This window comes from Bradyrhizobium sp. 153, assembly GCF_023073835.1.
In the GTDB taxonomy this organism is placed as follows: domain Bacteria; phylum Pseudomonadota; class Alphaproteobacteria; order Rhizobiales; family Xanthobacteraceae; genus Bradyrhizobium.
Map to the genome: position 1 here is coordinate 13,122 of NZ_JADPKH010000053.1, position 15,651 is coordinate 28,772.

The window sequence follows — 15,651 nt, forward strand, 5'->3', positions numbered from 1 at the left end:
GCCGTTGGCGGCCGTTCGTTGCTTCACTTCAGAGCCGAGAATTGCTTAAGAGGCGAAAATCACGTCCTCACGCTGGCTGACATGCCAGGGGATGACCAGCTTCTCGATCCGGTCCACGATCCAGAACAGGACCACGCCGAGTAGTGCCAGGATCACGAGGGCAGCGAACATCGTCGGCAGGTCGAAGGTGCCGATCGAGCGCTGCATGACGTAGCCGATGCCGGAATTGGAGCCGACAAACTCGCCGACGACCGCGCCGACCACGGCGAGCGTCACCGAGACTTTGAGACCGGAGAAGATCGCGGGCAGCGCATGCGGCAGGTTCACCGCGCGGAACACTTGGAAGCGGCTGCCCTGCATGGCGCGGGCGAGATCGACCATATCAGGATCGACCGATTTAAAGCCCTGCACGGCCGAGACCACGACGGGGAAGAAGCCCAGCAGGAACGCCGAGATCACCTTCGGGATGATGCCGAAGCCGAACCAGACCACGAACAGCGGCGCGATCGCGATCTTCGGCACGGATTGCGAGAACACCAGCAGCGGATAGACGTAGCTCTCCACCGTCTTGGAGCCGGCAATCAGCATTGCGACGGGAATGCCGAACAGCGCCGACAGCACGAAGCCGCACACGGTCGCATAGGTGGTCGGCCAAGACTGGCGCAGCAGTTCCGGCCATTCGGTGCGCAGCACCGCCACGACGTCGGCAGGCGACGGGATCTGGTAGGGGGGAATTTTGAACAGCCGGATCGCCAGATCCCAAGCCACGACGATGAAGACCAGGAACAAAAACGGCCGAACCCAGGCCGCATTCAGCATCTTGGACACCGCACTCTGCGGCTTCAACTCAGCCACGTCTCACTCCCGACAATCTTTGTCGTTGGCGGAGAAATTAACCCGTTGGATAAATACTGTCCAGAGCTTTCCCTGTGACCTTTTGGGCGGGTTCCAGTCGCTGAACGTGAAGGATGTCGTGTGAAGGGCCGCGTAGCGGGACTGCCGCGAAAAATCTCGGTGTCATTCCCCGCGAAAGCGGGGAATGACAGCGGAGATTGAGGAACGGCGAATGCCAAATCCGCCAGGGCGCGGGGACGCGCAGCTACGCTGTCTGAACCACCACGCTGCGCGATTTCGGCGCTTTCGCGATCTCGAACAGCGCCAGGGACTGACCCGTCAGCGCAGCCAGCACGAGGCCCACCATGTGCGCCAGCCGTTCGTCCTTGGCCTTCTTGTCCAGCAGATCGCGGCCGAAGATCACGCTGAGCGTCGCCGAATTCGAGAGATAGAAGAAGCAGAGTCCCGCGATCGAGATGTAGAGCTGCACCGGATCGACCGCGACCTGGAAGTCGCCGCTGTCGACGCCGCGGCGCACCACGGTGCGGATCATCTCGACGAAGGGCGAGTGCATCGACTTGACCTTGGTCGAGCGCTTCAGGTGCTTTGCGCGCGCGAGATTCTCCGTCTGGAGCAGCGACAGGAATTCGGGATTGCGCAGGAAGTAATTCCAGGTGAATTCGATCAGCCGCCGGATCGCCTCGGGCGGGTCGAGATGCTCGAGATCGAGCCCGCGCTCCTCGCTGCGGATCTTGTCATAGGCACCTTCAAGCACGGCGAGATAGAGCTCGTCCTTGTTGCCGACATGGTAGTAGAGCATACGCTTGTTGGCGCCGGCCTTGGCGGCGATGCGGTCGACGCGCGCGCCGGCGAGCCCGTGGGCCGCAAACTCCTGCTTGGCGGCCTCGAGAATACGCAGCCGCATCCCCTCGGGATCGCGCTGCCATTTCAGAGTTCGCTTTGCCTTCGCCAAACCGGTTGCTCGCTGGGTGGTCTCAGATCAGCGTGTACCACGAGGAAGTCGTCATTGCGAGGCGCCCTTGCGACGAAGCAATCCAGACTGCCGCCGCGGAGGGCTTCTGGATTCCTTCGCGGAGCCTGTCATCGGGCCGCGCTTCGCGCGGACCCGTTGGCTCGCAATGACGGAGGAAAGACTCCCTCAATCCACCGGCTTCGGCGAACGCTCCAGCAGCACGGTCTGGATGCCGCAGGTGCCGTTCCGCACCGTCATCACCCGCGTGCCCGGCTTGCGGCCGTTGCGGACCTCGGAGACCTCGAGACCGGCAGCGATCAGGCGGGCGCGGGTGGCGTCGATGTCGGCCACCCGCCAGCTCAGGCCCCAGAGCAGGTCGTGCGCGGCATCGCCGCCTGCCACCGGGCGGCGCACCACCTCGACGATGAGATCGCCGCAGCGGAAGAACATCAGCTGGCCCCAATCCTGGTGGGAGCGGTCGAGCGCCAGATCGAGCCCGAGCCGCGCGCCATAGAGAGCGGCGGCGCGCTCGGAATCTTCCGTGGTGATCACGACGTGATCAAGCGCCTCGATCGGCGCGATGTCGGTCGCAACGGACTTGGGGCGCTCGTCGGCGAGCTCGAGGAAGAAAATGCGCACGCCGCGCGTGAGCTCCGTGGCGGCACGCGTGCGCTTCCAGTGCAGCACGGCATCGGATGCGGCATCGCTGCTTTCGACCTCCGCGACCGGATCCGGTCTCAGGGCCACGCGCTCCAGCCGGCGGTGCGTCTTGCTCATGTCTGCGACGCGAAAGCACAGGCTGGCGAGCACGCCCTCCTGATCGTCGAGCAGCGCGCGCATGCGGTCGGCGGCGACACTGAAGCCGCTCGGCGCCATCAATTCGATCGTCATGTTGTCCAATGTGAACAGGACCCGGTCGGCGCCCTCGCCGGAGTTCTGCCAGGCCGGCGCGCGGGCGAGCAGCGTCTGATAGGCCGCTTTGGCCGCACCGATATCCCTGACCAGGACGACGACGTGATCGAGCCCGATGATCATCTTCCCCCCTTTATCGACTCTTAATTGACCTGGAACCCCTGGGCCGAAAGACGGCGTTTGTCCGGGCTTGGCATTGGCCTGTCATGGTCGTATTCCGGCACCATGCTGACCTCAAGCGCTCCGGGCGGCAGATTTGCGAATAATTTCAGCGTCCCTCCGGAGCGGAACCGGTGCTAGAGTAAACGCGCCGGCCGGGACCACAAGCGCATCACGGACAAGCAATGCAGGCTCTCTTCATCGGACAGACCTATATCGACGTCGTCTTCATCACCGACCACATGCCGACCGGCGACGAGAAGCACGTAGCTTCGGACTACGCGGTTTCGTTCGGCGGCAACGCGGTGACGGCGGCGTTCTGCTGCGCCAAGCTCGGCATCGTGCCCGATCTCATCGCAACCGTCGCCAATGACTGGCTGGGGCGCATGTTCCAGGACATGTGCGCGAAATACGCAATCTCGCTGCACGGGCGGAAGGTGAACCAGTCCTCGCTCTCCTTCATCATGCCCAAGGACGGCAAGCGTGCCATCGTCCGCTGCCGCGACGACGAGCACATCCATCCGTTTCCGATGCTCAATCTCGGCGGCTGCCGCGCGCTGCATGTCGACGGCCATCAGCCGGATGCCGCGATCCACTACGCAAAAGTCTGCCGCGAGGCCGGCATCCTGACCTCGCTCGACGGCGGCGGCCTGCGCACCAACACGCATGAGCTCTTGGAGTTCATCGACGTCGCCATCGTCGCCGAGCGGCTGTGCGAGCAGATGGACCTGACGCCGGAGAAGATGCTCGATTACCTCAAGAGCCGCGGCTGCAAGATCGGCGGCGTCACCATGGGCGAGAAGGGCCTCTTCTGGTACGACGAGACCGGGACGGTGCAGGTGATGCCGGCGATGCCGATCCCGCGCGAGCGCGTGATCGACACCAATGGCGCCGGCGACGTCTTCCACGGCGCCTATGTCTATTCCTACCTCGCCCATCCCGGCAAAAGCTGGCGCGAGCATTTTGATTTCGCCCGCGCCGCCTCCACCTTCAAGATCCAGCGCCTCGGCAACGAGGCCGGCCTGCCGACGCTCGTCGACATCGCCAAGGTCAGGCACGAATTCGAGGTCAGGGTCTAGCGTTCGAAGGGTGTGTCATGGGTCGCGTCTTCGTCGCGGGCAGCATCAACATGGATGTGGTGGCAACAGCCGACCGCCATCCACGCGTCGGCGAGACCGTTGCTGGCAAGCAGGTGCTGTATTTTCCGGGTGGCAAGGGCGCGAACCAGGCGGTCGCCGCGTCGCGGCTTGGCGCCAGGACCACGCTGATCGGGCGGCTGGGAAAGGATTCGTTTGGGACCGAGCTGAAGGCTTTCCTTCGCAGTCAGGGCATCGATCTCGGCTACGTGCAGCAGACGGCTGACGCGCACACCGGTACGGCCATCATCACGGTGGCGGAGGCTGACAATACCATCGTCGTCATCCCCGGCGCCAATGCATTGGTCGACGCTGATGACGTCAGCGTCGTGCCGCTGCTGGAGGGCGACGTTGCGGTCAGCCAGTTCGAAATTCCGCTGCCGGCGATTGCCGCGTTCTTCCAGCGGGCACGCGCCGCCGGAGCCACGACGCTGCTCAACCCGGCACCGGCGCAAACCATGCCCGGCGAGCTGCTCGCGCTGGTCGATATCCTCGTGCTGAACGAGACCGAGCTCGGCTTGCTCGCCGGGACCGAGCTCTCCGACGGCAACGAGGCCGCGCGGATCATCGACGTCGCGCGACAACTTCAGGCGCGGCGGGACCAGACCATCTGCGTCACGCTCGGCAAGCGCGGCGTGCTCGCGCTGGCGGGGCGCGAGGAAATTTCGGTGCAGGGGCGCACGGTGAAGGCGGTCGACACTACCGGCGCCGGCGATTGCTTCGTCGGCGCGCTCGCGGCGCAACTGGCTGACGGCGCGACACTGCGCGACGCGCTCACGTTTGCCAACGCGGCCGCTTCGATCAGCGTGCAGCGGATGGGCGCGGGGCCGTCGATGCCGACGGCAAAGGAAGTGGCTGCCGTGATCGACGCAAGCTGATCACGCCAGTGCGCTCTTCAGGTCAAAACTCTCGTCCGCAGCCTGCTCCGGTGTGATCGAGCGGTCCATGGCCTGCAATCGGCGCCCGAACATGTGGTCGCCGGCGCGGTTGATCGACTCGATGCCCAGCAGCGTCTCGCCCTTGTAGCAGAACGCCGAAAACGCCTTGCTCGCGGGGTTGCCGCGCAGCACGACGCGATCGTAACCGGTGGTGAGGCCGGCGATCTGGAGCTTGTCCTCGCCCTGGTCGCTCCAGAACCAGGGATGGCTGTCATAGGGCTTGCTGTCGCCGGTCAGCCGCGCCGCGAGGCAGCGGGCGTGATCGGTGGCGTTCTGCACCGATTCCAGCCGCAGCGAACCGCCGAAGCGCGGGCTTGCGAACAGCGCGCAGTCGCCGATCGCCGAAATATCGGGATCAGCCGTCGCAAGATATTCGTCGACGACGATGCCGGCGGCAACGGGAAGGCCCGCTTCAGCCGCGAGCTCGATGTTCGGCAGCACGCCGACGCCGACCACGACGAGATCGGCGGGCAGATGCCGTCCGTCGCTCAAGGAGACGCCGGTGACCTTGCCGCCTTCGGCTTCGATGGAAGTGGCCTGTACGCCGAGATGGATGCGGATGCCGGCCCCGCGATGCCGCGCCTGAAAATATTCGGAGACCTCCGCCGTCACCGCGCGCGCCATCACGCGCGGGGCGAGCTCGAGCACGTCGACCTCGAGGCCCTTGATCCGCGCGGTGGACGCGAATTCGAGGCCGATGAAGCCGGCGCCGATGACCACGACGCGTGCCTTCGACGGGATGACCTGGCGCAGTGCCTCGCTGTCGTCGAGGATGCGCAAGTATTTCACGTCGGGCAGATTGGCGTTGGGCAGGTCGAGCAGGCGGTTGCGCGCGCCCGTGGCCAGCACGAGGTGACCGTAAGGCAGCGTCTCGCCCGAGGCCAGATGCAGCTTGCGGTCGGCGCGGTCGATCGAGACGGCGCGGCCGGCGATCAGCTCGATCTTCTGGTCCTGGTAAAACTTCTCCGGCCGGAACATCAGGCTCTCCGGCCCGGCCGAGCCCTTGATGTAGGCTTTTGACAGCGGCGGCCGCTGATAGGGCAGATGCGCCTCGTCATTGATCAGGCAGATGCGCTGCGAAAAGCCCGCCTGGCGCAGGGATGCCGCGACCTGATAGCCGCCATGGCCGGCCCCGACGATGATCACCGGACCATCCGTCATTGGACAGCCCACTTCCGCAAGACACGAGCGTGACCCATGTCGTCTCCTCTCTCGCTGATTTTGGTTTGCTGGCCTGACGAGGAGCCGGCGCTCGTGTCCGTTCCTTGGCGAAGGCGGGCCCATTTGAGCCTATCGTTCCGCCCAGCGCAAGAGCGGCGGGCGGGGATTGTCACCCCTCGCCTTCTGCGATTTAGTTGCAGCAACGAACCTTTTGCCGGGGATTCTCAGATGCCAGCTCCTATCTCCCAGCCCGATGATCCCGCCCTGCTGCGGATCGAAGGCCCGATCGCGACCATCACGCTCAACCGCCCTGCCGCGTTCAACTCCATCAACCTGGCGATCGCGCAGAAGCTCGAGCAGCTCGCGGCCTATATCGAAGGCGCGGACGACATCAAGGTCGTTGTCCTCGAAGGCGAAGGCCGCGCCTTCTCGGCCGGCGGCGATCTTCAGACGATCGGGGCAGCCGCCGAAGCAGGCACGGTGGCGCCCGTGGTCGGCGAGCTCTTGAAGCACTATCACGCCTTCATCGAGATCATCCGCCGCATGCCCAAGATCTCGCTGTCCAGCGTCCACGGCTCTGCCGCCGGCGCCGGCATGGGGCTCGCCTTCGTCACCGATCTCTGTATTGCCGCCGACGACGCCAAGTTCACGCCGGCCTATGCCAAGATCGGCGTGTCGCCGGACGGCGGCTCCACGGTCGGCATCGTCGGCACGGTCGGCTCCCGCCGCGCGCTACAAATCTTCCTGTCCGAGGATAATTTTACCGCGCAGCAGGCTTACGAGTGGGGCCTGGTTGCCAAGATCGTTCCCGCCGCTGATCTGAAAGCAGCCACGCAAAAACTCGCCGAGCGTCTCGCGCAAAACCCGCCGGCGGCGATCACCGGCACCAAATCGCTCGTCTACCAGGCCGCGACCACGCCGGTGAAGCAGCAGTTGGATGCCGAGGAGCACAAGATCATCATGGCGATGAACACGGAGGAGTTCCGCGCCGCCGTGAAGAAGTTCACCAGCAAGGGCAAGTAGCTGCCGTGGGGCTGGTCCCTCACTCCTTCTCAGTCTTTGGTCCAGTCCTCTGCATGAAATCGAAGTCGCAGCCCTCGTCGGCCTGCATGATGGTCTCATTGAACAACCAAGCGTAGCCGCGCCGGGCCTCTTCCGGCGCTGCGGCCGGCTTCAACGCGGCGCGGCGCCGCTCGAGTTCGGCGGCATCGACCAACAGCTCAATGCTGCGCTTGGCCACATCGAGGCGGATCATGTCGCCGTTCTGCACCAGCGCGAGTGGCCCGCCGACAGAAGATTCCGGCGTGATGTGCAGCACGATGGTGCCGAACGCGGTGCCGCTCATGCGTGCGTCCGAAATGCGCACCATGTCCTTGGTGCCGGTCCGCGCGAGCTTCTTCGGGATCGGCAGATAGCCCGCCTCGGGCATGCCCGGCGCGCCCTTCGGGCCGGCATTGCGCAGCACCAGCACGTCGTCAGCCGTGACATCGAGGTCGGGATCGTCGACCCGCAGGGTCATGTCCTCGACGGATTCGAAAACCACCGCGCGCCCGGTGTGCTGCAACAGCTTTGGACTGGCGGCCGATTGCTTGATGACCGCACCGCGCGGCGCGAGATTGCCGTGCAGGACGGCAAGACCGCCCTCCTTCTTGATCGGATTGTCGCGCGAACGAATCGCGTCCTGGCCCGGCACGTGCTCCGCATTCGCCACGACGTCGCGTAGCGTCTGGCCGCTGATCGTCCCGGCATCGAGATCGACGAGATCACCGAGCTGCGCCAGCAGTTTCGGCACGCCACCGGCGTGATGGAAATGCTCCATGTAATGTTCGCCGGACGGCTTGAGATCGACCAGCACCGGCACCTCGCGGCCGATCTGGTCGAACACTTCGAGATCGAGCCGGTACGGCGAGCGATGCGCCATCGCGGTCAGATGGATCAGGCCATTGGTCGAGCCGCCAATCGCCTGAAGCACGACCTGCGCGTTCCGGAACGAGGCCGGCGTCAGCAACTCGCTCGGCTTCGGCCCCTTCGTCTTTGCCATCTCGGCGGCGACTTTGCCGCTGGCCTCCGCAAGACGGAAACGTTCGGCGTGCGGCGCCGGGATCGTCGCGCTCATCGGCAGCGACAGGCCCATGGCTTCGATCATGCAGGCCATGGTCGAGGCCGTGCCCATCACCATGCAGGTGCCGACGGACGGCGCGAGGCGGCCGTTGACTGCTTCGATCTCGGCATCGCCCATGTCGCCGGCGCGGTATTTTGCCCACAACCTGCGGCAATCGGTGCAGGCGCCCAGCACTTCCCCCTTGTGATGGCCGACCACCATGGGCCCCACGGGGATGACCACGGTTGGCAGATCGGCGCTGATCGCCGCCATCACCTGCGCAGGAAGAGTCTTGTCGCAGCCGCCGATCACGATCACCGCATCCATCGGCTGGGCGCGGATCATCTCCTCGGTGTCCATCGCCATGAGATTTCGCAAGTACATCGAGGTCGGATGGGCAAAGCTCTCGGCGATCGAGATGGTCGGGAATACGAACGGCATCGCGCCGGACAGCATCACGCCGCGCTTGGCGGCTTCGATGATCTGCGGGACGTTGCCGTGGCAGGGATTGTAGTCGCTATAAGTGTTGGTGATGCCGACGATCGGGCGCTCCAGCGCATCGTCGGAATAGCCCATGGCCTTGATGAACGCCTTGCGCAGGAACAGCGAGAAGCCGGCATCGCCATAGCTCGTCAAACCCTTGCGCAGGCCACTCGTCATCATGCCACTCCTTCCGAGTTGCCATCGTGGTACATTCTCGCCCACGATTGTCAATAAGATTGGCCAATATTGTCGCACTTTCTGGGCTTTGGCGTCTCTTGCTGTGCAGATTATTGACAATCCAAGCCTCCCCTGCTCCACAGGACGAACCGGCCGACCGCCGGGAGGCTAAGGGCATGTCCGACATTCGCACTCCTGAGGCAATTCCGGTCCGGCGCGACGATCCGGACGACGTCGTCGCGCGCCTGGAAGAGGACATCATCTTCGGCCGCCTTGCACCGGGCGCGCGCCTTACCGAGGACGCGCTGATGTCGCGCTACGGCACCTCGCGGCACTTCGTGCGCCAAGCGCTGCTGGATGCGGAGCGGCGCGGCATCATCCGTCGTGAGAAGAATGTCGGCGCCACCGTACGGTTCTACTCGGCCGAGGAAGTCCATCAGATCTACGAGGTGCGGGAGATGCTGACGCGGCAGGCTGCGCTGATGATCCCCCTGCCCGCGCCGCAAGGCCTGATCGACGAACTCTCCGCGTTGCAACGGCAATACTGCGCAAGGGCCGACGCGCAGGATCTGCGCGGCATTCACGAGGCCAACGACGCCTTCCACCTTGCGCTGTTCTCGGCCTGCGGCAATCCCTATCTGGTGCGCTCGCTCCAGGACTACATGAACCTGACGCTGCCGATGCGCGCGAAGAACCTCGCCGATCGCGAGGGCCTCGCACAATCGCGGCGCCAGCACGAACTGATGATCGAGCTGCTCAAGGGCCGCGACAGTTGGGCGCTCGCGCAACTCTGCGTGGATCACATGCAGTTCAGCAAGAAAGATTACCTCAAGCGCATCGCCGATGATGGGGCCGGACTCTAGGTGAGCAAGTACCTGCCACGAACGAGCCGTATACGTCCAAAAAGGAACGCCGCTAGCCGGGGCGCGTTGGAAGGCTCGAGCGAGATTCATTCGCGCGCGTAGCCGGGTGACGATCGATCGGAACATGTCAGCCCAAGGGAGGGCTGGCTACCGCACAGGTTTGAACATAAGGGTCTGCGGAGCGATGCGGGCCGGTTTGTTCTTCGCACTGATTGCAGCGGCCTGGCTCGGCGGACAGGTCCAGGAGTCCCTCGCACAACGGCAACCTTCCGCGTCTCCGAGTGAATCCGGGAAAGCGTCTCCGCGAAAAGAAAGCGCCCCCCGGAAAGAAACGAGACGACCTGCGGACCCATTTACGGTGGGCTTCGTCACCGGTACGCCGCAATGCACTGAATTCGCAATAGCTCAGGACATTGCGACCACACTGGCCAGTGGCCAGGAGACGGGTCCGCATGGCGAAGTCGCTTTGCGGGTCGTGCCAATCGTGGGAAACGGCGGCACCCGCAGCATCCTCGACGTGCTCACTCTGGCAGGTGCCGACGTGGCGATCGCACCTGTTATCCTGGTCGACCGGCTCCGGGAGGCAAAGACGTTCGGAGACATCTCCGATAAGCTTGCCTACATTGCCTCGCTCCATGTCGAAGAGTTCCATCTCCTCGCACGGCCGGAGATCGCAAGCCTGACGGATCTTGCGGGGAAGAGGGTCAATCTTGGCGAGGACGGCAGTGCGGGCGCCGTGCTTGGCCGCGAGGTGCTGAACCGTCTGGGCGTCAAGATCAGCGAATCCAACCTGGGGCCGGACGCCGCGCTGGAGGGGATGCGGAAGGGAGACATCTCGGCCGCCCTGCTGGTCTCAGGAAAACCAGTCAGCTTCCTCGCATGGGCCGGGCAGGCCAAGGGCATTCACTTCTTGCCCATCCCCTATTCCAACGAGCTGCTGCAGCAAAACTATCTGCCATCGACGCTTCGCCACGAGGATTACCCAGATCTCATCGGGGTCAATGCAGCTGTGGACACGATCGCGATCAAATCCGCTCTGTTCGCCTACAACTGGCCGCCACGCAGCGAACGGTTTCGGCTGCTGGAATTGTTCGTCCAGACACTGTTCACGCGTTTTCCTGAATTTCTCGGCGACGCACATCACCCCAAATGGCGCGAGGTCAACCTGGCCGCGCTCCTCCCTGGATGGCAACGATTCCGACCGGCAGAGCGCTGGCTCCAGCAGCAATCCGGCGGCGAGGCCGCGCTTCGCAAGGCGTTCGGCCGGTTCCTCGAGGGAAAGCCAACCGCCAATCCGCCAGACCGCGAAGAATTGTTCCGGGATTTCCTGCGCTGGCGAGAACGCAATCCGGATAAGTGAGCAAAATTTGGCAGGCAAATTTCGGGAGGTGTCGATGCGCAACGCGCTTGTGAGCACAGCCTTGGCTGCGTTGCTCGCCTTGATCGCCGACGTGAGGCATCCTGCAGCGCAATTTGCTCCCTTCTTTCCGCCAGCGCCGCAGACGTTCGCACCGACCACCGCGCCGCCGGCCGACACGACCGAGCAAACCAGGACAGCCCCTCACCGAAGCAGCAAGGCGGATAGGAAGCACGAAGAGAAGCACGAAGTCGTTCGTCGGCCGCCAAATCAGCGGAAGGTCGCCGAAAAAAACGGATACAAGCGGGTCAGCGATCTCGTGAATTTCCCGAAGTTCTTTCCGGGCCTCGGCATCATCTTCGTCAAGCCCGACGCTTTACCGCTGGGGCCGTTCCTGTGCTTCGATCGCAGGGATCGCTTGGTGGCGACCGTGTACATGGTCCCGAACAAGGACATCGAAGATCGCAAGTCATTGGACGGGGCGGGGTCCGCGGCACCGGTTGATCATGTCAGCCTCTACTTCAACGCGGGTCACCCCGGCGTGGATGTGCCGCATTACCATGTGGTGCTCTGGCACGTGACCAAGAAACAGGAAGCGCGGGTTGCAAAATGACGTGGGCCAGCTCATGCGATCACACGGGCTCCGCCTTGTTCGAGCACGTCACGAACGATTTGCCCGCGGCGCTCGCGGACATGCGTTGATCGGCTACAATTGCCCGCCTTGAGCCGCAGCCGGGCGCTTGGTCCGACTGCAGCAAATGTCAGGCATGGGAAACCCGTCTACCGCTTATTCCAGTCGATGATCCGGCTCGCGTCGCCGTCAAACTCGTTGCTGCAGAAGGCGCCGCCTTGATAGTGATCACCGATCGGATCCGGCTTGAGCTTGGCCTGCTCGGCCATTGCGTGCGCCACATGATCCTCAGAGCGGCCAGTGGGGCGATAGCCGAACTCGTAGGCGCGGTGGTTGTCCCACCAGGCGCGCTCGTTCAGGGACACGCCGTAGAAGATCTCGAAATGGATGTCGGGATGCTCGAGCCCGATCTGGCAGAGCTGCACGAGGTCGTCGGGCTTGAGCCAGATCGCGAGCCGGCGATGGTCGAGCGGCATGTCGCCGAAATTGCCTATGCGCAGGCAAGTCACCTTCAGCCCGTGCTTGTCGGCGTAGAGCGCGCCGACGGCCTCGCCGAACACCTTGCTGACGCCATAGCGGCCGTCGGGGCGCGGGGTGACGTCGGTACCGATCTTGTGGTGGCGCGGATAGAAGCCTACGGCATGGTTCGACGAGGCAAACACCACGCGCTTGACGCCCTTGCGGTACGCGGCCTCGAACAGATTGTAGCAACCGATGATGTTGGCCTGCAGGATGCCGTCCCAGGGGCCTTCGACCGAATAGCCGCCGAAATGGATGATGCCGTCGACGCCCTCGCAGATCGCCTCGACCTGCGAAATGTCGGAGAGGTCGGCGGCCTTGAACTGCTCATTCGGGCCGAGATCGGCAGGCTTGCGGATGTCACTGAGCAGCAGGTCCGGGTAGATCGGCGGCAGCAATTTCCGCAGCCGCGTACCAATCCCGCCCGAAGCTCCCGTCATCAAAATGCGCGGCATGTCGTTCCTCGTATGTAGCGACCGATTTGCGGCCGTAGATATCTGATGCTAGCAGACTTGCACAGAGGGAACGCAACAACGAGACCTGCACATGAACGATGCATCGTCCCACACACAAGGCTGGCGGCCGGCGACCTATTACCCCGATCCGGCAATACGTGCACTCGATCCCCGCTTCGAAAAATACTGGCTAAAACTTTCGGCGGTGGAGCGGCTGGCGACCGGCCTGCGCTGGGCCGAGGGGCCGGTGTGGTTCGGCGACGGGCGCTACCTCTTGTGCAGCGACATCCCGAACCAGCGCATCATCAAATGGGAGGAGGAAACCGGCACCGTCAGCGTGTTCCGGAAACCCTCGAATTTCGCCAATGGCAACACCAGGGATCGCCAGGGCCGGCTCGTCACCTGCGAGCATGGCGGCCGCCGTGTGACCCGCACCGAATATGACGGCACCATCACCGTGCTGATGGATTCGTTCAATGGCAAGCGGCTGAACTCGCCGAACGACGTCGTGGTGAAGTCCGACGGCTCGATCTGGTTCACCGATCCGACCTTCGGCCTGCTCGGTAATTACGAGGGCTACAAGGCCGAGCCCGAGATCGAACCGAACGTCTACCGGCTCGATCCTGCGAGCGGCAAGGCGACCATCGTCGCAGAAGGCGTGCTCGGACCGAACGGGCTGTGCTTCTCGCCGGACGAGAAGATTCTGTACGTCGTGGAATCGCGCGGCGTGCCGAATCGAAAGATTCTCGCCTATGACGTCGCGGCGGACGGCACCACGGTCGCCAACAAGCGCGTCCACATCGATGCAGGTCCCGGCACGCCGGACGGCATGCGCTGCGACATCGACGGCAATCTCTGGTGCGGTTGGGGCATGGGGGATCCCGAGCTCGACGGCGTGGTCGTGTTCGCGCCTGACGGCGTCATGATCGGCCGCATCGCGCTGCCCGAGCGCTGCGCCAATCTCTGCTTCGGCGGCGTCAAGCGCAACCGCCTGTTCATGGCGGCGAGCCAGTCGATCTACGCGTTGTACGTGAACACGCAAGGTGCGCTCGGGGGATAGGTGCTCCGGTCGTCATTGCGAGCCAACGGGTCCGCGCGCAGCGCGGCCCGATGACAGGCTCCGCGAAGCAATCCAGACTGTTTCCCCGGAGACGGCCTGGATTGCTTCGTCGCAAGGGCTCCTCCCAATGACGGAAACGAAATACGCCGGAGCGGTTTCCCGCTCCGGCGTCAAATTTGGTTCAGACGATAAAGGTTACGCCGCGTTGAAGCCGGCGACGGCCTTCACTTCGAGGAAGTCTTCCAGGCCGTACTTGCCCCACTCACGGCCGTTGCCGGACTGCTTGTAGCCGCCGAACGGCGCGGTGCGGTCGTTCGGCACGCCCTGAAGGTTGACGTTGCCGGCGCGGATCTGACGCGCCACCCGCTTGGCGTCCTCGACGGTCGCGCCCGAGACGTAGCCGGCAAGACCATATGGCGTGTCGTTGGCGATCTTCACCGCATCCGCCTCGTCCTTGGCGCCGATGATGGTCAGCACCGGTCCGAAGATTTCCTCACGGGCGATCGTCATGTCGCTGGTGACGTCGGCGAAGATGGTCGGGCGGACATAGAAGCCCTTGTTGACGCCTTCGGGCAGGCCCGGGCCGCCGGCAACGAGCGTCGCGCCCTCGTCGATGCCCTTCTTGATCAGCGCCTGGATCTTGTCCCACTGGCCGCGGTTGACGACCGGACCGATGGTGGTGCCTTCGGCGCGGGGATCGCCTGCCTTGGTCTTGTCGGCGACAGCCTTCGCGATCGCGGCGACTTCCTTCATCTTCGACAGCGGCACGATCATGCGCGAGGGCGCGTTGCAGGACTGGCCGGAGTTGTTGAACATATGCATCACGCCGCCGGTCACCGCCTTCTGCAGGTCGGCGCCTTCGAGGATGACGTTCGGCGACTTGCCGCCGAGCTCCTGGCTGACGCGCTTGACGGTCGGAGCTGCGCGTTTCGCCACGTCGATGCCGGCGCGGGTCGAGCCGGTGAACGAGATCATGTCGATATCGGGGTGCTCGCTCATGGCGGCGCCGACCTCGGGGCCGAGGCCGTTGACGAGATTGAACACACCCTTCGGCACGCCCGCTTCATGCAGGATCTCCGCGAAGATCAGCGCCGAGGTCGGTGTGAACTCCGACGGCTTCAGGATCATGGTGCAGCCGGCGGCGAGCGCAGGCGCAACCTTGCAGGCGATCTGGTTCAGCGGCCAGTTCCAGGGCGTGATCATGCCGACCACGCCGATCGGCTCGCGCAGCACCATGGCGGTGCCGACCGGCTCCTCGAAATGGTAGTTCTTGAGCACGTCGAGCGTGGTCATGAGATGGCCGAGGCCGGCGCCGGCCTGGAGCTTCTCTGCCATCGGCAGCGGCGCGCCCATCTCGTCAGAGACGGCGGCGCCGATCTCCTTGAGGCGGCCCTTGTAGATCTCAATGATTTTCGTGAGCAGCGCGACGCGCTCCTCGCGGCTGGTTTGGGAGAACGTTACAAAGGCGCGCTTGGCGGCGGCAACGGCCTTGTCGACGTCGGCCTTGGAGCCCAGCGCAACCTCGTACATCGCCTCTTCCGTCGCCGGATTGACCACGGCGGTGGACTTCTTGACGGCGGGATCGACCCAGGCGCCGTCGATATAGAATTGCATGCGATTGACCATCGTTAACCTCTTCTTGGGGGCTTGGAGGGGGCGTTTCGGCAGGCATCCTTGCACGAAAGCGCCGGCAATTGAACCCGCCATATGCGGGGCCAGCGTTGCGGCGGACTGAGGCTATATGAGCCGGCGGTGGGAACGTGGCAAGGTTCTCTCGATCGTCCATTCCGGGGCGGCTCGAAGAGCCGAACCCGGAATCTCGAGATTCCCCGGTGCGCAATTGCGCACCTGAGGTTCGCGCTAACGTGCGCCCCGGAATGACAGCGGAGTCA

Annotated in this window: 14 protein-coding genes; 7 read left to right on the plus strand and 7 right to left on the minus strand. The window is 64.1% G+C overall.

Translation table 11 applies throughout. The annotated features are described in order from the left end of the window. Positions 1-45: 45 nt before the first annotated feature. The 3 genes from IVA91_RS12805 to IVA91_RS12815 all read right to left on the minus strand — a co-directional run bounded on the left by IVA91_RS12805 (position 46) and on the right by IVA91_RS12815 (position 2,842). Complete coding sequence (locus IVA91_RS12805; protein WP_247279315.1) at positions 46-855, minus strand: ABC transporter permease; 810 nt, start codon at positions 853-855, stop codon at positions 46-48. 244 nt (positions 856-1,099) lie between these two features. Further along, a complete protein-coding gene (locus tag IVA91_RS12810; protein ID WP_247279314.1) occupies positions 1,100-1,807 on the minus strand; it encodes a TetR/AcrR family transcriptional regulator in 708 nt (235 codons plus the stop codon). 186 nt (positions 1,808-1,993) lie between these two features. Beyond that, the gene (locus tag IVA91_RS12815; protein WP_247279313.1) at positions 1,994-2,842 is read right to left on the minus strand and encodes a VOC family protein; all 849 of its coding nucleotides are present in this window, start codon (positions 2,840-2,842) and stop codon (positions 1,994-1,996) included. Positions 2,843-3,063: 221 nt separating this feature from the next. On the opposite strand from IVA91_RS12815, the gene IVA91_RS12820 reads away from it, so the two are divergent. After that, positions 3,064-3,957, plus strand: coding sequence for a sugar kinase (locus tag IVA91_RS12820; protein WP_247279312.1), 894 nt, complete (start codon positions 3,064-3,066; stop codon positions 3,955-3,957). A 17-nt stretch (positions 3,958-3,974) separates the two neighbouring features. After that, positions 3,975-4,892: a ribokinase gene (gene rbsK / locus IVA91_RS12825; protein WP_247279311.1), complete on the plus strand. Its 918-nt coding sequence runs from the start codon at positions 3,975-3,977 to the stop codon at positions 4,890-4,892. On the opposite strand, the gene IVA91_RS12830 is transcribed toward rbsK, so the two are convergent. After that, positions 4,893-6,113 (minus strand): FAD-dependent oxidoreductase, encoded by a 1,221-nt coding sequence (locus IVA91_RS12830; RefSeq protein ID WP_247279310.1) that lies wholly within the window; start codon positions 6,111-6,113, stop codon positions 4,893-4,895. Between the two features lie 228 nt (positions 6,114-6,341). On the opposite strand from IVA91_RS12830, the gene IVA91_RS12835 reads away from it, so the two are divergent. Next, complete coding sequence (locus IVA91_RS12835; RefSeq protein ID WP_247279309.1) at positions 6,342-7,136, plus strand: enoyl-CoA hydratase/isomerase family protein; 795 nt, start codon at positions 6,342-6,344, stop codon at positions 7,134-7,136. Positions 7,137-7,155: 19 nt separating this feature from the next. Here IVA91_RS12835 and IVA91_RS12840 read toward each other — a convergent pair whose 3' ends face one another. Next, the gene (locus tag IVA91_RS12840; protein WP_247279340.1) at positions 7,156-8,874 is read right to left on the minus strand and encodes an IlvD/Edd family dehydratase; all 1,719 of its coding nucleotides are present in this window, start codon (positions 8,872-8,874) and stop codon (positions 7,156-7,158) included. A gap of 176 nt (positions 8,875-9,050) precedes the next feature. On the opposite strand from IVA91_RS12840, the gene IVA91_RS12845 reads away from it, so the two are divergent. The 3 genes from IVA91_RS12845 to IVA91_RS12855 all read left to right on the plus strand — a co-directional run bounded on the left by IVA91_RS12845 (position 9,051) and on the right by IVA91_RS12855 (position 11,707). After that, positions 9,051-9,737, plus strand: coding sequence for a GntR family transcriptional regulator (locus IVA91_RS12845; RefSeq protein WP_247279308.1), 687 nt, complete (start codon positions 9,051-9,053; stop codon positions 9,735-9,737). Positions 9,738-10,095: 358 nt separating this feature from the next. Continuing rightward, the gene (locus tag IVA91_RS12850; protein ID WP_247279307.1) at positions 10,096-11,097 is read left to right on the plus strand and encodes a TAXI family TRAP transporter solute-binding subunit; all 1,002 of its coding nucleotides are present in this window, start codon (positions 10,096-10,098) and stop codon (positions 11,095-11,097) included. A gap of 34 nt (positions 11,098-11,131) precedes the next feature. Continuing rightward, positions 11,132-11,707 carry a hypothetical protein gene (locus IVA91_RS12855; protein ID WP_247279306.1) on the plus strand — a complete coding sequence of 192 codons (576 nt, stop codon included), beginning with the start codon at positions 11,132-11,134 and terminating at the stop codon, positions 11,705-11,707. 167 nt (positions 11,708-11,874) lie between these two features. On the opposite strand, the gene IVA91_RS12860 is transcribed toward IVA91_RS12855, so the two are convergent. Next, positions 11,875-12,699, minus strand: a complete 825-nt coding sequence (locus tag IVA91_RS12860) for an NAD(P)-dependent oxidoreductase (protein WP_247279305.1) — start codon at positions 12,697-12,699, stop codon at positions 11,875-11,877. A gap of 91 nt (positions 12,700-12,790) precedes the next feature. Between IVA91_RS12860 and IVA91_RS12865 the strand changes: the two genes are divergently transcribed. Next, positions 12,791-13,759: an SMP-30/gluconolactonase/LRE family protein gene (locus IVA91_RS12865; protein WP_247279304.1), complete on the plus strand. Its 969-nt coding sequence runs from the start codon at positions 12,791-12,793 to the stop codon at positions 13,757-13,759. 195 nt (positions 13,760-13,954) lie between these two features. Here the strand turns inward: IVA91_RS12865 and IVA91_RS12870 are convergent, their stop codons facing one another. Further along, positions 13,955-15,385 (minus strand): aldehyde dehydrogenase family protein, encoded by a 1,431-nt coding sequence (locus tag IVA91_RS12870; protein WP_247279303.1) that lies wholly within the window; start codon positions 15,383-15,385, stop codon positions 13,955-13,957. Between the last annotated feature and the right edge of the window lie 266 nt (positions 15,386-15,651).